This is a genomic window from Halorubrum distributum JCM 13561 (genome assembly GCF_000337395.1).
In the GTDB taxonomy this organism is placed as follows: Archaea; Halobacteriota; Halobacteria; order Halobacteriales; family Haloferacaceae; genus Halorubrum; species Halorubrum distributum.
In genome coordinates, this window is sequence record NZ_AOJF01000053.1 from 73,086 (window position 1) to 91,577 (window position 18,492).

Genomic DNA, 18,492 nt, shown 5'->3' on the forward strand with positions numbered 1-18,492 from the left:
AAGGCATGACACCACCGCTATCCGAGCGCGCGTCGACCGGCGTCGCCGGGCTCGACGAAGTGTTGTCCGGCGGGTTCGTCCCCACGCGGAGCTACATGATCCGCGGGCAGGCCGGCAGCGGCAAGACGATCTTGAGCTTCCACTTCCTCCAGCAGGGGATAGCGGAGGGTGAGACGGCGCTCTTCATCAACCTCGAGGAGGACGTCCGCGACCTGAAAGCGAACGCGGCCGCGCTCGGCTTCGACACCGACGCCATCGAGTTCCTCGATCTGAGCCCGAGCGCGGATGCGTTCGTCGAGGACGAGTCGTACGAGGTGTTCGCGCCCTCGGAGGTCGAACGCGAACCGCTGACCGACCGCATCGTCGAGGGCGTCACCGCGGTCGACCCGGACCGCGTCGTCGTCGACCCGCTGACCCAGCTCCGCTTCCTGCTGTCCGACGACTACCAGTTCCGGAAGCAGGTGGTCGGGTTCATGCGCTTCTTAAAAGACCGCGGGGCGACGGTGCTGTTCACCGTCCAGAACACCGAGTCGCTGCCGACCGACGACCTCGAGTTCATCACGGACGGGACGATTCGGCTCGACGCCGCGTCGTACGGCAAGACGGTCCGCGTTCCGAAGTTCCGCGGCTCGGCGACGCAGAGCGGCGACCACGCCTACCGGGTCACCGACTCGGGGATCGAGGTGTATCCGGCGCTCCAGCCCGGCGCTCATCGCGGCGAGGACGTCGCGTTCGAGCAGATGTCGTCCGGCATTCCCGAGATCGACGAGCTGCTCGGCGGCGGGCTCGAGCGCGGCACCGTCACCATCGTGAGCGGGCCGACCGGGGTCGGGAAGACGACCCTCAGCACCCAGTTCATGAAGGCGGGCGCGGACCGCGGAGAGCGCTCGGTCATCTACCTGTTCGAGGAGAACAAGGGGACGTTCCTCACACGGTCGCGCGCTATCGGCATCCCGGTCGACGAGATGATCGAGCGGGGGACGCTTCAGGTGAACGAGGTCGAGGCATTGGAGCGCTCGCCACAGGAGTTCGCGCGGATGGTCCGCGAGGAGGTCGAGGAGCGGGGCGCCGACATCGTCATGATCGACGGCATCTCCGGGTACCGGCTGACGCTCCGCGGCGGGGACGAGCAGATGCTCCAGCAGATGCACGCCCTCGGGCGCTACCTCAAGAACGCGGGCGTGACGTCGATCCTCGTCGACGAGACGCGGAACGTCACGGGGGAGTTCCGGGCGACGATGGAGAACGTGAGCTACCTCGCCGACAACATCGTCTTCCTCCGGCACCTCGAGGTCGGGGGCGAGCTCCGCAAGGCGATCGGCGTCTTGAAAAAGCGGACGAGCGACTTCGAGCGGACGATCCGCGAGTTCGAGATGACCGACCAGGGGATCACCGTCGGCGAGCCGATGTCGAACCTCCGGGGCATCCTGAGCGGCACGCCGGAGGTCGTCGACGGAGGGTCGAAGGAAGACTGCGACGAGTAGCGCGGGTCAGTCGCGCTCGGTGTTCTCGCCGGCGTCGTCGTCGGATTCCCCCTCGGCGTCGACCACCGTCTTCCCGGTCGCTTCCGGCACCACGCGTCGGTCGGCGTTCTCCCACTCGCGGTCGAGTTCGGCCCCCTCGAACAGGCGGTCGAGGAACACCGCGAGCCCGGCGACCTCGGAGTGCGGCTGGTTCGTCACGCCCACGTTGAAGTCGGCGCGCTCGTACAGCGCCCACGGCACCTTCTCGCCGCCGACGACGACGAGGAGGTCGCGCGGCGGCGACGCCTCCCCGATCACCTCGGGCTCGTCGAGGCCGACCGCCTCGCGGACCTCCGCCTCGACGTCTTGGACGCGCTCGCCGTACATCGTGAGGTGGACGACGACGCCCTCGAAGTTCTTGACGATCGCCTTCTGGTCGCCCCGGAGCTCGACCGCGAACGGCCCGCCGAAACGGCCGGTGATGTCGCGGACCGTCTCCGCGGACTGCCCGGCGTTGTCGGGGAGTATCACCCGGTCGGCGCCGAGCGCCCGCGCCGTGAGCCCGACGTGCGTCGTCATGCGGTCGTCGCGCCCCGGCCGGTGACCGTACCGGAGGACGACGACCTCGCGCGCATCGTTCATGCCACTGGGTGCGAGGGCGAGCCCGGTGTCGCTTTCGATGCGAGCGCGGGCTCGGGGAACGTTACGCCGCCCAGAATGATGCGCATACGTGGATCAAAATGACTCAAAAATAACCGAGGTGACCACGTAACTGAAAGTTTCATGTGGGAGGCGGTCGCGGTATCCGCCATGACGAGCGTCAAGGAGTTCCGGGTCGACGAGCCGGCGACCGCAGAGGGGCTCGGTCGGGGGCGGTTCGTCTTCACGGACGCCTACTCGGTGTTCGACTGGGGGCAGATGCCCGACGCGATCCCGAACAAGGGCGCGAGCCTCTGCGCGATGGGCGCGTTCAACTTCGAACTGCTGGAGCGCGAGGGGGTTCCGACCCACTACCGAGGGGTCGAAGACACCGACTCCGGGGATGTCGTCCCGCTCGACGAGGCGACCGCTCCGCCGACCGAGATGGCGATCGACCTGACGCAGGTACCCGACCTCCCGTACGAGGGCCCGCACGCCGGCTACGACTACGAGTCCTTCCACGCCGCGGGCGGCGAGAACTACCTCGTCCCGCTCGAAGTGGTCTTCCGCAACCGGGTCCCGGTCGGCTCCAGCCTGCGGACGCGCGCGGCTCCCGCCGACTTCGGGCTCGACGACCTCGCCGGCGCCGACGGCGAGTGGCCGGACGAGCCGGTCGACCTCCCCGAGCCGGTCGTGGAGTTCTCGACGAAGTACGAGCAGCAGGACCGCTACCTCGCCCGTGCCGAGGCCGACGAGGTCGCGGGCGTCGCCGACGTCGACGCCCTCGAATCGCTCGCGCGCGACGTGAACCGCGTCGTCACCGAGCGCGCCGAGGCCGCCGGCTTCGTCCACGAGGACGGGAAGATCGAGTGCCTCTACGTCGACGGCGAGCTCCGCGTCGCCGACGTGGTCGGCACGTTCGACGAGAACCGGTTCTCCCACGGCGGTCGGGGTATCTCGAAGGAGGTCGTCCGCCAGTGGTACAAGGCGAACGACCCCGACTGGGTCGCGGCCGTGAAGGCGGCGAAGGAGTCGGTCGCGGGCCGCGACATCGACGACTGGCGCGAGCTCTGCGACGAGTCGCCCGATCCCCTTCCAGCGGACGTCGTCGAGGCCGTCTCGGACCTGTACGCCGCTGGGACGAACGCCTACACCGACCGCGAGTGGTTCGACGTTCCCGACGTCGAGGCGGCGCTGGACTCGGTCGACGCGCTGTAGGACGGCGCCGGCGAATCTCCGGCGAGCGGCCGTCAAATCTTCACGATCGACGAAACGCGAGGGAACCTCTTTACCGCCGACGCGCGTGATTCCGCCCATGGCCACCGACGCCGACTTCGGGGAACGGCTCGAGACCCGGACGGTCGCGTACCTCGACCGAATCGACGACTGCGTCGCGCTCCTCCCGCGAGCGCTCGACCAGTTCGCGACCGAGGGCGGGTTCGACGAGACGGTCGACGAGATCGCCGCGGTCGAAAGCGAGTGCGACGACCTCGTCCGGGAGCTCACGGCGCTGATCACCGACGCCGGGCCGGACGACATCGGGCTGTTGAACACGCGGATCAACTTCAACGAGTCCGCGCTGCTGGACTTCTACAACGAGCTCGACGTGGTCGCGAACCACACCGAGCGGATCGTCCAAGAGGTGGCGATGATGCGTCCCGCGGCCGACGTCGACCCGTTCGACGACATGCGCGAGATGGCCGACCGGATCGCCGAGATGACCGACGTCCTCGCGGACGTCGTCGAGGGGTTCGTCCGAGGCCTCGCGCGCGCCGACGCCACGGAGACGCTCGCCGAGGGGATCGAGTCGATCCGCGCGCTCGAAAGCGAGTGCGACGACCTCCGCAACGACGCCATCGAGACGGCGTTCGCCGACGGCTCGATCGACCAGCCGCTCGTCTACCGCGAGCTCGCGATCCTGTTGGACGAGCTCGCGAACACGATCGAGGACCTCACCGACCGGATCGTCGTGATCGCGAGCAAGGAACCGGGGATCGTCACCGACGCGGACGGCGAGTAGCGCGCGCCGCGCACCCCTCCCGCAGACGCGCCCCGAGGCGCGGCGGGCTCCCCGCCACGTGCCGATCGCGGCGTGTCGGCCACGCCGCCGCTACTCACCGGGCCGCCACCGACCGCCGATCTCCTCGCGGGGGTAGTCCTGATACGTGCCGTCGAGATACGTGGTGACGCGGCCGTCCTCCTCGCTGAGCGTGACCGCCCACAGGACGTTCTGCCGGAGCGACGTCTCCAGGGCGCTCATGTGTTTGGTCCCCATCCAGTCGGGGTATTCGAGCTCCGCGACCCCCGGCACTTCCGCGTGGTGAGGGCTCCGGACACGGACCATCTGCTGCTGGATCGTCCCGTCTCCCGTCACGATGATCGCGCCGTCACGGCTGAACCCGACGTCCTCGGCGACCCGCCGGAACGCCTCGGGCGAGTCGAGCACGATCTTACACCGGTCGGTCGGCCAGACGTTCTCTCCCAGCGGGTCGGTGTACGCCTCGAAGTCGGTCTCGGCGACGACGAGGAAGTACAGGCTCGGACCGCTCACGTACTGGTCGTCCCACTTGTCGAACTCCATGCTCAACGTCTCGGCCACGTATCGGATCCGGTCCATGAGATCCTGGCTGGTGGCGTACTTCTTCAACACCCGATCGAGTTCTTCCATTCGGCTCTACCGCCCGTAGCGGCGGGAGCGTGTTAAACGCTCTCCAGGCCGAATTCCTCCCGTGTCCGCCTACCGTCGCGCCCAGTCGAGCATCCGCGCGTAGAAGGGGTCGGAGCCGAGCGCGTCGGCGTCGCCCACGATCGTCAGCTGCTTTTTCGCTCGGGTGAGCGCGACGTTCACGCGGCGGTGGTCCTCGAAGATGGGGCCGTCGAGGTCGCCGGTCGCCACGAACGAGACGAGTATCACCTCCTTCGAGGAGCCCTGGAAGCGGTCGACGGTGTCCACTGTCACGTCGGTTCGACGGCCGATCTCCGCGACCTGCGCGCGGAAGGGCGCGATCACGCCGACGTCGTCCGGGTCGACGCCGGCGGCGACGTAGGCGTCGACGACCGCGGCGACGCGCTCGGCCTCGCGGACGTTCCGGTTCCCGTCGCGCTCGCCGTCGGGGTCGACGAACCCCACGCCGCCGGTCAGCTCCGGGGCGAGCGCGTCGGGATCGACCCCGAGGTCCGCGAGCGTCTGCCCCGCGACCTCGGGCGTGGCGGGCCGGAGCGCGCCGTCGTAGAACTCCGCGGAGGCGAACGCCTGGATGCGCTGGCTCATCCGGTACTGGCGGTCGAGCATGACGCTCGCGTCGGGGTATCGCTCGATGAGCCGCTGGAAGAGGGAGGTCTGAAGGTCGTTCTCGGCCCGGACGACCGGCGGCAGCTGCTCGTGGTCGCCGACGAGGACGAACCGGTCCGCGCGGTTGATCGCGGCGTGGGTGCCCGGCTCCGTGAGCTGGGAGGCCTCGTCCACGAGGGCCACGTCGAACTCGCACTCCCGCATGACCCGGGAGCCGCAGGCGGCGGTGGTGGCGGCGACGACCGGCGTGTCCCGCAGCTCGGCCGCCTTCGCATTCGGCTCGCCGCGCTGGACGAGCCGCACGTCCTGCATGTCGCCGCGGACCCCGGTCTCGGTCCCGACCCGCAGCACGTCGTCGAACCCCTGGTCGCGCAGCGCTTCGAGCGCGTTGTCGACCGCGCGGTTCGTGAACGCCGACAGCAGCACCCGGTTCCCCTCCGCGACCAAGGCGCGGATCGTCCGGGCGATGGTGTACGTCTTCCCGGTTCCCGGCGGCCCGTGGATCAGCGCGAGGTCCTCGGCGTCGACCGCGAGCTCGACCGCCTCGTTCTGGGACGCGTTGTTGTCGATGTACGCGCCGGGGGCGTCTGCGGGGCGGTCAGCGGCGTCCCGGAACTCGGGCTCTCGGCGGCCGAACAGCACGTCCTTCCGGTCGGGCTCGCCTTTTAAGACGGCGTCGTGGAGCGCGGTGAGCGAGCGATCGACGGAGATCTCCGAGGGGTAGACGTCGAGCCGGCGCAGCTCGACCGGCTCGTCCGTCTCGACGACGACCTCGTCTTTCCCGAGTTCGGTGATCCGGCCGAGTTCGGCGTGTCCGGAAACGGGGTCACCGTCGCTCGCGAGCGCCACGTCGCCCTCGCGGAGCTTCGAGACGGCGTCCCCCGGCTTCCGGGCGCGGAGCTCCCACCGGGCGTCGTCGATCTCGGTCTGGGCGACGGGTTCGAGGTCGATCAGCGCGCGGTCGTCCGCGGCGCGCTCCGCGGGCGTCTGCTCCCACAGCTTCCGGTACTCGGCGTGGGTCTCGCGGCGCTCCTCCTCCAGGGCCGTATAAAAGCGGTCGAAGTAGTCGCGCTCCGCGTCGGGCACCGGCGTCCCGACCTGCCCCGCCTTCGACTCCTGGTCGAGCCGACCGGAGACGACCATACACGTGTCCTGTTCGAAGCAGTAGCTACAGGTCGCGTCCGCCTCGTACCCCGTCGGGACCGTGGGGCGCTCGCCGGGGTCGTTGAGCGCGCGCCACTCCATCGCGGCGAGGGCGTTGCGCTCGCGCACGACGAACTCCAGGAAGCCGCGCCCGACGGTGAACTCCTTGGCCGGCGCGAGATCGCCCGACTCTTCATTGCGGTCGAGGGCGGTGTTCTTCGTGTACAGCAGCGTCCCGATGTCCGGGTCGACGCCGCGCTCGTCGAGCATCAGCGCGTAGCAGGCCGCCTGAACCTTGTCGTGGAAGCGCGGCTCCCGCTTGGTGTTCTTCCCCGTCTTCAGCTCGACCGGGGTGCCGCGTCGGAGCGCGTCGGCGCGCCCTTTTAAACCGAACGTGGGCGAGATGAGGGTGAACTCCGAGCGCCACGTGTCCTCGTCGGCGAGCGTCCCCTGCGCGAGCCACCCCTCGACCGCCGCGGCGTTGCGGCGCACCTCGTCTTCGACTTCGTCGGTCTCGTAGCCGAGCAGCCCGAGTTCGAGGCCGGCCTCCGCGACGCGGTCCGCCACGGACGCCTCCAGCTCCATCCCGCGGAGCAGGTCGCCGAACACCTCGTGGACGATCGTCCCCTTGACGACCGGATAGTTGAGCGGGATCCCCGAGAGTTTATTTAAATAGTACATCCGCGGGCACTGGACCCACGAGCGGATCCCCGTCACGTCGACGAGGAAGTCGGGCTCGAGGACGACCCACGACTCGTCGGTCGTCGCGTACCCCGTCTCCCCGCGGTACTCGTCCTCCTCGGGGTCGGTGACGAGCAGTTCCATCCCGGGCTCCGCGTGTTCCGCCGTCTCCGTCCACTTCCCCCACAGCGTCACGTCGACCGGGTCGCCCGCGCCGCGGTCGGGCCGGACCCGCACCTCGCGGAGGTCGCGCTCGCCGTACGACGTCGACACCGTCCGCGCCTCCCCGACGGAGACGATCGGCCCGCGAACGTTCACGTCCCCGCTCGGCGGCGGCACCGAAAAACGCTGTCGGTGGGGGCGGTCGGCCGTCGCCCCCGGGCGCGACTCCGTCCCTCCGATCCGCCGCCACCGACACGCTCTTGCGCTCGCGCGACCGAGGAGTCGACCGACATGCGCGTACGAGACTGGGACGACATCCTCGCGGACGTCGCGAGCGACTCGACCGACCCCGACGGCTGGCGCGCGGTCGCCGGCTCCCGCCGCGGCGGCCTCGGCGAGGACCTCTACTTCGGCCACCCGAGCGTCGGCCTCTACCACCTGAAGACGTACGCGAAGAACCCCCGCGACCTCCGCGGCGTCGGGGCGCGGGTCGCCCGGAAGGTCGACGACGAGCTCGACCCGCTCCTCCCGGACGCGGAAAGCGACGGGCGGTTCGCGGTCCAGTCGGCGCCCGAAGACGAGGACCACGCCGAGGAGATGGCCACGCGGCTCACGGAGACGCTGAAGGTCCACGCCGAGGCGCCCACCGACCCCGACCACCTCTTCGAGGACGTGATGGAGGCCGTCGAGTCGCCCGCGTTCGGGCCGATGGAGTACGAGTTCGACGGCCGACCCGACGAGCTCGACGAGCTCTCGGACACCTTCGAGGAGGCCGAGGAGCTGCTCACGGGCGAGCTCGACGACCTGATCGAAGACGACGACGTCGACCGCGGCTTCCACTAGGACGCGCTGGTCTCGTCGCGGTCGACCGTTCGCCGGGACGAGGGCGAGCACCGCCGCATCGGTTTTGTCGCTGCGCCGTCAACAACCGGGTATGGGACTCAAAGAAGACACGGCGAACGGCGTCATCTCGCTCGGCATCGGCGTCGCAGTCACCTGGCTCACCGCCGGCGACGGCGACCACGACACGACGGACCTCCTCGTCGCGGTCGCGATCAGCTCGTTCCTCTCGGGATTCTTCACGAGCTACTTCGCGAAGTAGCGCGCGGAGCGGCGACGCGCGAGTCGCCGCCGGCGACCCGCCCGGTCGGCGTCAGATCGCCGTCACCCACGCCCGGTACTCCGCGTCGAGCTCGTACACCTCGCGGAAGGCGCGCTCGACGAACCCGGCGACGCGGTTCGCGTCCGAGCGGGCGGTGACGACGGCGTTCGTCCCCTCGGCCTCCTCCGGGCTGACGAGCTCGTCGATCCGGAACTCGGGGAACTCCGAGAGCAGGCCCTTCAGGCGGTCCAGCTCCTCGTCGGTACAGTCCATGATGAGCTCGGTGCCCGCCAGCTGGATCCACGGCGGCACCTCGCCGCCCTCGGTGTCGTCGCTGTCGGGGTCGACGTCGACGGTCATCACGTCGCCGGAGCGCGCGCGGTGCGCGGCCGCCGCGTCGGCGAACAGCTTCAGCCGCTCGTCTTCGGTCGCGGCGTCGAATCTGGTCATACCACCGCTCGGCCGCGACGCGGCTTAAAAATCCGCACTCCGCGGCGGCGGGCGTCCCGTCACCGAGCGCGCCGGGTCGGACCTACTCCCGCTCCGTCTCCGTCAGCACGTCGTCGACGAGCGAGCGCGTCCGCTCGGCCTCGGCGACGCGCTCGTCGGCCTCACCGCGCTCGATCAGGGCGAGGTCGTCGCCGTCGAGCGCGTCGCGCACCTCGGCCGCGCGGCGGAGCCGCTCGTATCCGTCGCCGCGCGCGAGCTCCCGGACCGAGCGCAGGGTCGCGACGACGTCGTCGTCGGCGATCCGGCCGACGAGCGGGACCAGCTCGTCGATCTCGTAGGCGAGCTCGTCGCCCGGCTTCGGCGGCCAGTCGAGCGTCAACGGCTCCCCGTCGAGCCGCTCGAGGTACGTCCGGTGGACCGCGACCGCGGTGCGGAGCGCCCCCGGGTCGTCGACGTAGTGCTCCAGCTTGGAGTTCGTGTAGTCGGCGTACTCCAGCAGCGTCGCGGGCGGCTCCTCGCCCGCCGCGTGCGTCTCGACGTACTCCGCGAGGTCCGTCGGCGGCACGTCCACGTCGACGAACGGCGTCGCGTCCGCGCGGTCGAGGAAGTCGAACACCTCGCGGGCGGACGCTGACTTGAAGAACTCCCGGAACGACTCTCGGATCCCCTCGTCGTACGCCTCTATCGGCTCGCGGAGGCGGGCGAGGTCGGCGTCGAGGTCGGCGTCGGCCATGTCGGCGACCTCCCGGAGCTCCTCCAGCCGCGACTCCAGCCGCTTGCGGGCCTCCTTGGCCGCCTTCCGGGCCGCCCGGTAGTCGTCGACCGCGTCGTCGTACGCCTCCAGGAGGTCGACGAACTCCCCGGCCGGCTCCAGCGCCTCCCGCGCGGCCGCGAAGTCCGACTCCGAGAGCCGGCGCTTGTCGACCGCCTCGTCGGCCGCCTCGAAGGCGTCGCCTGCGGGCGTGTCGTCGTCCACGTCGACCGCCTCGCCGAACTCGCCGCGGAAGCGGACGTACGACTCGAAGTCGCCCGAGCCGACCGCGTCCTCCTCGAACCGGTCGAGGACCCGCTGCGCGCGGCGGTAGGCGTCCGCGGCGGCCTCGACGCGCTCGCGTCCGTGGTCGTCGATCCGCGATTCGATCCGGCGGAGCTCGTCGTAGCGCTCGCGGAGCCGCGCGGCCGCCTCGCCGGCCTCGGCGACGGGGTCGGCCCCGTCGCTCTCCGTGACGGCCTCGGTCATCGGTCAGTACACCTCGTCGGGGTCGAAGACGCGCTCACCCACGTGCTCGCCGTCGATCGTCCGGTGGAAACACGACCGGTGGCCGGTGTGACAGGCGCCCCCTTCCTGGTCGACGAGGTACAGGAGGGTGTCGGCGTCGCAGTCGACCCGTACCTCGCGGACCGACTGGGTGTGCCCCGAGGTGTCACCCTTGTGCCACAGCTCCTCGCGGGACCGGGAGTAGTAGTGGGCCTCGCCGGTCTCGCGGGTGCGAGAGAGCGCCTCGGGCGAGACGTACGCGAGCATCAACACCTCGCCGGAGTCGGCGTCCTGGGCGACCGCCGGCACCAGCCCGTCCTCGCCGAAGTCGACGTCGATCGGCTCGGTCTCCGCGTCGGCGTCACTCATGGCTGTCCGGAGGCGTGGCGTTCGAATAGTCCTTGTGTCTGCGGCGGCCCGCGGAGACGAGGGGGAACCGCTACGCCTCCGGATCGAGCCGCAAGGCGAGCCCGTCGCCGTCGGCGTACGCGTCCGGCCGCCGCTCGACGACCTCGAAGCCGAGCGACTCGTACAGCGCCAGCGCCGCGTCGTTGTCCGGGTGCGCCTGGAGCGTCACCGGCCCGTCGGCGTCGGCGATGACCGCGCGGAGGAGCCCGCGTGCGCGACCCTCTCGGCGGAAGCCGGGCGCGACGACCAGTTCGGCGAGGTGAACGCCCGGTCGGTTCGGCGCGTCCACCGGAAGCAGGTAGCCGACGACGCGGGCGTCGGCGACGCTCACCCGGACGGCGCCCACCGCGAGCCCGTACTCCAGCAGGTCCGGGCTCGGCTGCCGGAGGTGCGACTGGAGCTCCCGGATCCGGTCGGCGTCGGCGGTCCGACCCGGACGGACTCGGGGGTCGGGATCTTCGCCCGCCATTTACACCACCGCCCAGAGCGCGACGGCGACGACCGCGCCGCCGAGCGTCGCGAGGAAGTTCACGGCCTGGTTGCCGATCCGGTCTCCCTCGACCAGGGCACCGAGCAGGCTGTCGACGGTCATCCCGGCGACGCCGGCGGCGACCACGGCGCCGCCCGCCGCGACGCCGCCGGGGGCGACCGGGTCGAGCACTGGCGCCCCGCCCGCGGCGAGGAGGCCGACGAGGAGCGCGCCGGAGAGGCCCGACAGCTCGCCCTGCCAGGTGATCGCGCCGTCGGTGCCGGGCTCGACGCGGCGGAGCGTCGTCACCAGCCGCGGGCCGTCGAAGAGGCCGCCGATCTCCGAGGAGAGCGTGTCGGCCATCGCGGTCGCCGTCGCGCCCGCGAACGCGAAGCCGAAGGGCGCGGCCGGGACGGCGAGGTGCGGCGCGGCCGCGTAGCCGACCACCGCCGCGAGCGCGACCGCGGAGTTCGCCAGCACGTTGCCGGTGCCGCGGGCGCCCTCGTTCTCCTGGGCGACGCCCCGGGCCGCCTTCTCGTCGAACCGGTACTTCGAGGCGAGGCCGCCGATCGCGTAGAAGGACATGAGGGTGAGGAACCAGCCGACGCCGCCGAGGACGACCGCGAGCAGCGCCGAGACGACGCCGGTGAGCATGCCTGCGACCGAGGCGGTGCCGATGGCGAAGGAGACGTAGCCCAGCGCGCCGGTCACCGCGAGGCCGACGACGATGAGGAGGGGGCCGACGGTCGGTTCCAAAGCGAGGAAGCCCCAGACCGTGAACGCGACGAGGATCGACGTGATGTGCGCGTCCCGGGAGAACACGAGCGAGCGGACGAGCGCCGCCGTCAGCGCGGCCGCCGCGGCGAGGAAGACGAGGAGGGGAACCGTCTCAGCGTCGACGGGGGCGCCGGTCTGGAGCCGCACCCCGATCTGTCCGACGAGGGCGGCGGCCGTCCCGGCGGCGACGTAGCCGGCGACGAGCGGGAACTCGTCGGTCGTCCGCCGGGAGACGAGCGTGCGCCCGAGGCGGCCGGCGCCGACCGCGAGCGTCGCCGCCGCGAACGCCTCGTACGGCAGCGGGGCGCGCGGCAGCGACGCGAACAGCGCGAGGCCCGCGCCGGCGAGCGCGAAGGAGACGAGCCCGTAGAGGCGCTCCGCCTCCCGGTCGCCGGGCAGCGCGAGCGTCTCGAACCACTCCCCGTCGCGGACGCCGAAGAAGGCCGCGCCGGCGACGGCGAAGAAGGGGACGGCGGCGGCGGTCTCGAGCGACGGCGCGAGGACCGCGAGCGCGGCCACCGCGGCGAAGACGCTCGCGCGTCGGAGCCTCCGTATCACACCTTCGGCTACCCCCGACGACCACTTAACGCTCCCGACAGCCGTCGGGCGGTCGATCGCGGACCGAAGCGCTCGCGACGCCGCTCTCAGTACCGGTACTCGTTGAACTGGACCGCGTGTCCCTCCAGCACGCGGACGGACTCCTCCGGATCCTCCTCGTCGTCCCCGGTCCGATCTTCGTGTGAGTCAACCACTCCCATATGCGAGCGGTGCGCTCGCCGGTACATAACTGTTTCCCACGCGGCGAACGTAGTTGGCGGCCCGTTGCGCGGTCCTCAGTCGACGACGCGGTCGATCTCGCCGAGGTGGTCGATCACGTGGTCCGGGTCGATCGCGGACGCGGCGAGGTCGTCGTCGTCGGTGACGCCCGAGCGGACGAGGACCGTCGTCATCCCGGCGCGCTCCCCGAGCGCGATGTCCGTGTCGAGCCGGTCGCCGACGACGAGACACTCCTCGGCCGGGTAGGGGAGCCGCTCGCGCACCATCTCGATCGCGGTATCCGAGGGCTTGCCGAGGACGGCGTCCGGCTCGCGCTCCGCGACGCCCGCGATCGCGTTGATCACGGCGCCGGACCCCGGCACGTCGCGCTCGGGAGCCGGGATCACCACGTCTGGGTCGGTGCCGATGAACGGGATGTCGCGCTCCAAGGCCCACAGCGCGGTACAGAGGTCGTCGTAGTCGAACTCGTGGTCGATGGAGGCGACCAGGGCGTCGGCGGCGTCGACGTCGTCGGTGGTCGAGAGGCCGGCCTCCGCGAACTGGTCGAGCAGTCCCGGGGCGGCGATACAGAGCAGGTCGGCGTCCGCGTGGTGTTCTCGGAGGTACCGCGTCGTCACGCTGCCGGCGGTGAAGACGCGGTCGGCGTCGACGTCGTACCCCGCCGCGCCGAGGCGGTCGATGTACGCCGGCGGCGCCTTCGTCGGGTTGTTCGAGACGAACAGGGGCTCGACTCCGGCCTCGCGGAGCCGCCGGTACCCCGCCGGGGCGCCCGGGATCGGATCGTTGCCGCGCACGACAGTGCCGTCGACGTCGATGACGGCGCCGCTGTATGTCATACCCCGAATGCGGGCGCCACGGCCGTAGGGGTTGCGCCCGCCTCCGCGGCGAGGGACGATCACCCGGCCGGCGCCCATCGATCACGAACTCGGTACCGGTTCCACCTTCGGGATAACGGAAGGGTAAAGCGGCAGGGTTCCGTACCGATGCTCACTGTGACGACGACTCAGGTGACCCTCGTCCAGATCGACAACTACGGGCCGTGGACGACGACGCCGGAGCCGCGCCGGGAGATGGACCTCCAGACCCTCCAGTCGCGGCTGTTCTCCGACGTCGCCCAGTTCCTCGGCCACCGCGACGCCTACGTCTTCTTCACCAGGTTCGACAACATGATCGCGGTGACGAACGGCGTCGACGGCGCGGCCCACGCGAGCCTGCAAGAGTCGATCGGCAACCGCTACCCGGTCAGCGTCAGCCTCGGTACCGCCGTCGCCGAGCGTCCCGTGGACGCGCTCGAAGCGGCGAACCGGCGGCTTCAGACCGCGGGCAGCGCGCAGGACGAGAGCCGGACCGAGGTGCTCGCCGGCGAGTACCTCTCGGAGACGGACCGGTCGGACCTCCAGATCGCCCACTTCGACGTGGTCAACGCGACCGGGAAGTACACCGACCAACTCAACGAGTTCGACACGTTCATCAACATCGAGCAGGCGTACGGCTCGCTGATGCGCCACCTCCGCGAGGCGCACGGCGCCCTCTCCTTCTTCGTCGGCGGCGACAACGTCGTGGCGGTCTGCCCCGACCTCCCCGAGTCGGCGTTCTCGTCGGCGGTCGCCCACGTCGCGGACGACGTCGACGTCGAACTCCAGGTCGGGGTCGGCCGCGGGGCCTCCGCCCACGAGGCCGGCTTCACGGCCAAGCACGCGCTCGAAGACTGTCGACACGACGGGACGAGCGTCGAGCTGTTCGGCGCGCCCGCCGCCGGCGATTAGCGGGTCCGGCCGCGCGGTCAGTCGGTTTCGCGGCGCGGAACGACAGATCCAAAACTGATAATTCCGGTGCGAGGTTTTTATACACCGGCCGGGAACCCCCGGTTAGCATGTCAGAGGAGATAGTGTTCGTCTGTACGGCGGACGGCTGTGACGAGGGCCCGTGGGAGGGCTCGCACGACGCGATGGCACACTGCTCCGAGCATCCGGACCACGGCTACACCGGGATGCCGCGGTCGGAGATCGACCCGACCCGCGAGGTCATCCCCGCGACCGCGACGCGGAAGCGCGACAACCGCAACCTCCAGCACAAGGGGCACCCGAAGGGTGCGTACGCGCAGAACGACTGACGAGTCCCGACGGGCGAGCCGCGACTCCCGCGTCCGTCCCAGACGCTGGGATCGGCTCCCCGTCCTCGTCGCGGGGCGCCGCGGAGACACAACGCGTTGAGCCGTCGGTTTCTCCTCATTCGATCCGACGCCGTTTATGAGCGAGCCGGACGTACGAGCCGGCATGGTCTCGGAGATCTTCGATCCCGACGCGTGGGAACCCGTCACCGACGAGTTCGACGACATCACCTACCACCGCGCCGTCGACGTCCCCGCGGTCCGGATCGCCTTCGACCGCCCCGCGGTCCGCAACGCCTTCCGGCCCGGCACGGTCGACGAGCTGTACGCCGCGCTCGACCACGCGCGCAAGCAGGCGGACGTCGGCTGCGTCCTCCTCACCGGCAACGGCCCCTCGGAGAAGGACGGCGGCTGGGCGTTCTGCTCGGGCGGCGACCAGTCCGTGCGCGGCGGCTCCGGCTACGAGTACCGCGACGACGACGAGGCGAGCGACGACGACGACGACCTCGTGCGCTCGGCGCGCGCCGGCCGGCTCCACATCCTCGAAGTCCAGCGGCTGATCCGCTTTATGCCCAAGCCGGTCGTCGCGGTCGTCCCCGGCTGGGCGGTCGGCGGCGGCCACTCGCTGCACGTCGTCTGCGACATGACCCTCGCCAGCGAGGCGCACGGGAAGTTCCTCCAGACCGACCCCGACGTGGGCTCGTTCGACGGCGGGTTCGGTTCCGCCTACCTCGCGAAGCAGATCGGCCAGAAGAAGGCCCGTGAGGTGTTCTTCCGCGGGAAGACCTACTCCGCCGAGGAGGCCGCGGACATGGGGATGGTCAACGAGGTCGTCCCGCACGAGGAGTTGGAGGACGTGGCCCTAGAGTGGGCCGACGAGATGACCCGGAAGTCGCCGACCGCGATGCGCATGCTGAAGTACGCGTTCAACATGGCCGACGACGGGATGGTCGGCCAGCAGGTGTTCGCGGGCGAGGCGACGCGGCTCGCGTACATGACCGAGGAGGCCCAGGAGGGCCGCGACGCGTTCTTGGAGGGTCGGGAGCCGCAGTTCCGCGAGTACCCCTGGCACTACTGAGCGGCGGCCGCGCAGCGCGACTCGGCAGCGGACCGGCGTCGCGCGTCCCGCAGCCACCTACAAGTACCCCGCCGCGGTACCTCCGCTATGCTCGTCGAGGAGGTGATGACGACGGACCTCGTGACCTGCGACGTCGGCGCCACGGTCCGGGACGCCACGGAGCGGATGCTCCGGAACCGGGTCGGGAGCGTCGTCGTCACGGACGACGGGACCCCGGCCGGGATCCTCACCGAGAGCGACGTCCTCCACGCCGGGTACGTCACCGACGACCCTCTCTCCGCGATCGCGATCCGGAAGGCGGCGAGCGCTCCCCTCGTCACCGTTCGGCCGAGCGCGACGCTCCGGACCGCGACGGAGCGGATGCGCTCGGAGGGCGTCAAGAAGCTCGTCGTCGTCGACGGCGTGACGCCCGAGGGGATCGTCACCACGCAGGACATCGTCGACAACTACGCCGGGATCCGCCGCGAGGTCCGCGACCTCGCGACGGACGCGACCGGGTGGTCGGAGCGGTCCGACCGGCTCCGCGACTGAGGACCGCCCGCTCAAGCGTCCCTCAGTCGTCGTCGCCGACGATCCCCTCCGCGACCGCCATGTCGTCGACGCTGGGGTCGTCCTCCGACGCGCGGAGGACGAACCGCTTGCGGATCAGGTCGGCGACGTAGATGGCCGTCCCGGCGATGATCAGCGTGTCGCCCGGGAGCCGCGCCCAGAACAGCGTCTGGACGATGTCGCGCTCGTAGAACGCGAGGCTGCGGGCCGCGGCGTAGCTCTCCGTGAACGCGACGTCGAGCTGGAGGAACCCGACCGGGAGGACGGAGACGAACACCATCAGCGCGAGCCCGACGTTCCAACACCAGAACGCCGCGCGGAGCCACGAGCCGTCCCAGCGCTCGGGGTCGATCGACAGCTGGAGCATGTACGTCACCATGCCGAGCGCGAGGAAGCCGAACGCGCCGAACATCGCGGCGTGCGCGTGGCCGACGGTGAGGTACGTCCCGTGTTCGTAGTAGTTGATCAGCGGGAGGTTGATGAAGAAGCCGAGGACGCCCGCCCCCACGAAGTTCCACACCCCGCTGGCGACGATGAACATGAACGGCAGTTTGTACGGGAAGCCGGTCTCGCGCATCGCGCGGTACTGGCCGATGGCCTCGTAGAGGATGAAGATCAGCGGCAGCAGCTCAAGGGTCGAGAAGACGCTCCCGATCGGCACCCAGTAGTCGGGCATCCCGATCCACCAGTAGTGGTGCGAGACGCCGATGACGCCGGTCCCCATCACGAGCAGCGCCTGGAGCATCACCGCCTTCTCGGCGCTGCGGCGGGAGAGCAGGTTCATCGACACCAGCGTCAGCCCGATGATGGCGACGATGAAGAACTCGAAGGCGCCCTCGACCCACATGTGGACGACCCACCAGCGCCAGAACTCCGTGACGGCGATGTTGGTCGACGGCGTGAACATGAACCCGGCGACGAACAGCAGGGTGATCGAGCCGCCCGCGTAGAGGATCATGTGCGCGAGCCCGTAGGGCGGCTCGCGGTCGAGCAGCGGCTTGAGCCCCCGGATCGCGAGGATCGCCCAGAGGATGAACCCGGCGAGCAGGCCGGCCTGCCACACCTTCCCGACTTCGAGGTATTCGAGCCCCTCGTTGCCGAGCAGCCACCAGAGCTCGCCCGGGAGGTAGCCGTTCGCGCCGAGCCAGATGCCGCCCATGCCGCCGACCACGACGACGACGAGCGCGCCGAGCAGGACGCTCACGTACGTCCCCTGCCGCTTCGGCTCGTGGCCGGTGAGCAGCGGCGGGAGGAACAGTCCGGCGCCGAGCCACGTCGACGCGATCCAGAGGATTCCCAGGTCGATGTGCCACGTCTTCGCGATGGAGAAGGGGAGCAGCTGGAGGATGTGTATCCCGAACACCCGCTCGATCCCGAAGAACCCGGCCCGCTCGATGTAGAAGTGCGCGAGCAGGCCGCCGAGCAGCACCTGCGCCAAGAATAGCCCCGCGGCGATCGGGATGAACCGGAGCGCGGCGCGCTGGCTCGGGAAGACGCTCACGTCGCCCGGCTCGGGCACCGAGATCCCCGCCGAGGACGGCTCGGGGAGCTTCACCGACTTGTAGAGGAGGATCGCCGCGCCCGCGGCGCCGACGAGCAGCACCATGGCGATCACGCTCCAGATCATCGCCGATCCGGTGGCGTCGTTGCCGGCGCCGGGGGAGTAGGGCCACTCGTTGGTGTAGGAGTGGTCGGCGTTCGGGCGGTCGGTGTGCGAGAACCACGCGGTCCACAGCGCGAAGTCGGCGAACGCCTCGGCCTCCTCCTCCGAGCCGATCATCTCGACCGGGGCGCCGCGGTCGTGGTCGCCCTCGTGGTAGCGCTCGACGTACGTCTCGCGCACCCGCTCGTGGGCGTACAGCTCCGCGGCGGAGTACTCCACGACGTCGCCGCCGTCGTGCGACTGGTCGAGCTCGTCGCGCACGATTGCGTCGATCCGCGACTGCTCGCCCGAGTCGAGGTCGTCGTACGCCGCGCCGTACTCGGCGTCGGCGTAGTACTCGCGCATGTGCTGGGTCTTCAGCTCCAGCGTCTCGGCGGTGTAGTCCTCGCCGTAGTACGCCCCGTTGCCGAGGATCGACCCGTGGTTCATCAGCCCGTACTGCTGGAACGCCTCCTTCCCGTCTTGGACCTC

19 protein-coding genes are annotated in these 18,492 nt (G+C 70.5%); 9 read left to right on the forward strand and 10 right to left on the reverse strand.

Annotated features, from left to right (window positions below):
- Window positions 1-5 precede the first annotated feature (5 nt).
- The gene (locus tag C470_RS12290; RefSeq protein ID WP_008367613.1) at window positions 6-1,484 is read left to right on the forward strand and encodes an ATPase domain-containing protein; all 1,479 of its coding nucleotides are present in this window, start codon (window positions 6-8) and stop codon (window positions 1,482-1,484) included.
- 6 nt (window positions 1,485-1,490) lie between these two features.
- Here the strand turns inward: C470_RS12290 and C470_RS12295 are convergent, their stop codons facing one another.
- Window positions 1,491-2,105 (reverse strand): tRNA (cytidine(56)-2'-O)-methyltransferase, encoded by a 615-nt coding sequence (locus tag C470_RS12295; RefSeq protein ID WP_008367615.1) that lies wholly within the window; start codon window positions 2,103-2,105, stop codon window positions 1,491-1,493.
- Between the two features lie 168 nt (window positions 2,106-2,273).
- On the opposite strand from C470_RS12295, the gene C470_RS12300 reads away from it, so the two are divergent.
- On the forward strand, window positions 2,274-3,320 hold the full coding sequence (locus C470_RS12300; RefSeq protein ID WP_008367617.1) for a phosphoribosylaminoimidazolesuccinocarboxamide synthase: 1,047 nt from the start codon (window positions 2,274-2,276) through the stop codon (window positions 3,318-3,320).
- 97 nt (window positions 3,321-3,417) lie between these two features.
- Entirely contained in the window at window positions 3,418-4,122 is a 705-nt protein-coding gene (locus C470_RS12305; RefSeq protein WP_004596787.1) for a DUF47 domain-containing protein, read from the forward strand.
- Window positions 4,123-4,212: 90 nt separating this feature from the next.
- Here the strand turns inward: C470_RS12305 and C470_RS12310 are convergent, their stop codons facing one another.
- Both C470_RS12310 and C470_RS12315 read right to left on the reverse strand, forming a co-directional pair.
- A complete protein-coding gene (locus tag C470_RS12310) occupies window positions 4,213-4,770 on the reverse strand; it encodes a diadenylate cyclase (protein ID WP_004596785.1) in 558 nt (185 codons plus the stop codon).
- Window positions 4,771-4,839: 69 nt separating this feature from the next.
- Complete coding sequence (locus tag C470_RS12315; protein ID WP_008367631.1) at window positions 4,840-7,536, reverse strand: AAA domain-containing protein; 2,697 nt, start codon at window positions 7,534-7,536, stop codon at window positions 4,840-4,842.
- A gap of 135 nt (window positions 7,537-7,671) precedes the next feature.
- Here C470_RS12315 and C470_RS12320 point away from each other — a divergent pair, with 135 nt between their 5' ends.
- Complete coding sequence (locus C470_RS12320) at window positions 7,672-8,223, forward strand: hypothetical protein (protein ID WP_007345198.1); 552 nt, start codon at window positions 7,672-7,674, stop codon at window positions 8,221-8,223.
- 91 nt (window positions 8,224-8,314) lie between these two features.
- Window positions 8,315-8,482 (forward strand): hypothetical protein, encoded by a 168-nt coding sequence (locus C470_RS16155; RefSeq protein ID WP_004596778.1) that lies wholly within the window; start codon window positions 8,315-8,317, stop codon window positions 8,480-8,482.
- Between the two features lie 51 nt (window positions 8,483-8,533).
- Here C470_RS16155 and C470_RS12325 read toward each other — a convergent pair whose 3' ends face one another.
- The 6 genes from C470_RS12325 to C470_RS12350 all read right to left on the reverse strand — a co-directional run bounded on the left by C470_RS12325 (window position 8,534) and on the right by C470_RS12350 (window position 13,457).
- Window positions 8,534-8,932 carry a hypothetical protein gene (locus C470_RS12325; RefSeq protein WP_007996671.1) on the reverse strand — a complete coding sequence of 133 codons (399 nt, stop codon included), beginning with the start codon at window positions 8,930-8,932 and terminating at the stop codon, window positions 8,534-8,536.
- 82 nt (window positions 8,933-9,014) lie between these two features.
- Window positions 9,015-10,172: a DUF7118 family protein gene (locus tag C470_RS12330; protein WP_008367633.1), complete on the reverse strand. Its 1,158-nt coding sequence runs from the start codon at window positions 10,170-10,172 to the stop codon at window positions 9,015-9,017.
- Window positions 10,173-10,175: 3 nt separating this feature from the next.
- Window positions 10,176-10,559 (reverse strand): phosphoribosyl-AMP cyclohydrolase, encoded by a 384-nt coding sequence (gene hisI, locus C470_RS12335; RefSeq protein WP_008367635.1) that lies wholly within the window; start codon window positions 10,557-10,559, stop codon window positions 10,176-10,178.
- 70 nt (window positions 10,560-10,629) lie between these two features.
- Entirely contained in the window at window positions 10,630-11,067 is a 438-nt protein-coding gene (locus tag C470_RS12340) for a GNAT family N-acetyltransferase (RefSeq protein WP_004596771.1), read from the reverse strand.
- Complete coding sequence (locus C470_RS12345; RefSeq protein ID WP_007345194.1) at window positions 11,068-12,402, reverse strand: DUF92 domain-containing protein; 1,335 nt, start codon at window positions 12,400-12,402, stop codon at window positions 11,068-11,070.
- Window positions 12,403-12,677: 275 nt separating this feature from the next.
- Window positions 12,678-13,457: an HAD-IIA family hydrolase gene (locus C470_RS12350; RefSeq protein WP_008367639.1), complete on the reverse strand. Its 780-nt coding sequence runs from the start codon at window positions 13,455-13,457 to the stop codon at window positions 12,678-12,680.
- Window positions 13,458-13,613: 156 nt separating this feature from the next.
- Between C470_RS12350 and C470_RS12355 the strand changes: the two genes are divergently transcribed.
- The 4 genes from C470_RS12355 to C470_RS12370 all read left to right on the forward strand — a co-directional run bounded on the left by C470_RS12355 (window position 13,614) and on the right by C470_RS12370 (window position 16,340).
- Window positions 13,614-14,387, forward strand: coding sequence for a GTP cyclohydrolase III (locus C470_RS12355; RefSeq protein ID WP_007345192.1), 774 nt, complete (start codon window positions 13,614-13,616; stop codon window positions 14,385-14,387).
- Window positions 14,388-14,494: 107 nt separating this feature from the next.
- Window positions 14,495-14,734 carry a hypothetical protein gene (locus tag C470_RS12360; protein ID WP_004596760.1) on the forward strand — a complete coding sequence of 80 codons (240 nt, stop codon included), beginning with the start codon at window positions 14,495-14,497 and terminating at the stop codon, window positions 14,732-14,734.
- A gap of 163 nt (window positions 14,735-14,897) precedes the next feature.
- Complete coding sequence (locus C470_RS12365; RefSeq protein WP_008367642.1) at window positions 14,898-15,809, forward strand: 1,4-dihydroxy-2-naphthoyl-CoA synthase; 912 nt, start codon at window positions 14,898-14,900, stop codon at window positions 15,807-15,809.
- A gap of 87 nt (window positions 15,810-15,896) precedes the next feature.
- Window positions 15,897-16,340, forward strand: a complete 444-nt coding sequence (locus C470_RS12370) for a CBS domain-containing protein (RefSeq protein ID WP_008367644.1) — start codon at window positions 15,897-15,899, stop codon at window positions 16,338-16,340.
- Between the two features lie 22 nt (window positions 16,341-16,362).
- Here C470_RS12370 and C470_RS12375 read toward each other — a convergent pair.
- Window positions 16,363-18,492: nitric-oxide reductase large subunit (locus tag C470_RS12375; protein WP_008367645.1), on the reverse strand; the 2,130-nt coding region annotated here is incomplete at its 5' end.

What these genes read in the sequence shown, in the direction of transcription:
- C470_RS12290 (WP_008367613.1), top strand. Translation starts at nt 6, where the DNA reads ATGACACCACCGCTATCCGAGCGCGCGTCGACCGGCGTCGCCGGGCTC.
- C470_RS12295 (WP_008367615.1), bottom strand. Translation starts at nt 2,105, where the DNA reads ATGAACGATGCGCGCGAGGTCGTCGTCCTCCGGTACGGTCACCGGCCG.
- C470_RS12300 (WP_008367617.1), top strand. Translation starts at nt 2,274, where the DNA reads ATGACGAGCGTCAAGGAGTTCCGGGTCGACGAGCCGGCGACCGCAGAG.
- C470_RS12305 (WP_004596787.1), top strand. Translation starts at nt 3,418, where the DNA reads ATGGCCACCGACGCCGACTTCGGGGAACGGCTCGAGACCCGGACGGTC.
- C470_RS12310 (WP_004596785.1), bottom strand. Translation starts at nt 4,770, where the DNA reads ATGGAAGAACTCGATCGGGTGTTGAAGAAGTACGCCACCAGCCAGGAT.
- C470_RS12320 (WP_007345198.1), top strand. Translation starts at nt 7,672, where the DNA reads ATGCGCGTACGAGACTGGGACGACATCCTCGCGGACGTCGCGAGCGAC.
- C470_RS16155 (WP_004596778.1), top strand. Translation starts at nt 8,315, where the DNA reads ATGGGACTCAAAGAAGACACGGCGAACGGCGTCATCTCGCTCGGCATC.
- C470_RS12325 (WP_007996671.1), bottom strand. Translation starts at nt 8,932, where the DNA reads ATGACCAGATTCGACGCCGCGACCGAAGACGAGCGGCTGAAGCTGTTC.
- C470_RS12330 (WP_008367633.1), bottom strand. Translation starts at nt 10,172, where the DNA reads ATGACCGAGGCCGTCACGGAGAGCGACGGGGCCGACCCCGTCGCCGAG.
- hisI (WP_008367635.1), bottom strand. Translation starts at nt 10,559, where the DNA reads ATGAGTGACGCCGACGCGGAGACCGAGCCGATCGACGTCGACTTCGGC.
- C470_RS12340 (WP_004596771.1), bottom strand. Translation starts at nt 11,067, where the DNA reads ATGGCGGGCGAAGATCCCGACCCCCGAGTCCGTCCGGGTCGGACCGCC.
- C470_RS12350 (WP_008367639.1), bottom strand. Translation starts at nt 13,457, where the DNA reads ATGACATACAGCGGCGCCGTCATCGACGTCGACGGCACTGTCGTGCGC.
- C470_RS12360 (WP_004596760.1), top strand. Translation starts at nt 14,495, where the DNA reads ATGTCAGAGGAGATAGTGTTCGTCTGTACGGCGGACGGCTGTGACGAG.
- C470_RS12365 (WP_008367642.1), top strand. Translation starts at nt 14,898, where the DNA reads ATGGTCTCGGAGATCTTCGATCCCGACGCGTGGGAACCCGTCACCGAC.
- C470_RS12370 (WP_008367644.1), top strand. Translation starts at nt 15,897, where the DNA reads ATGCTCGTCGAGGAGGTGATGACGACGGACCTCGTGACCTGCGACGTC.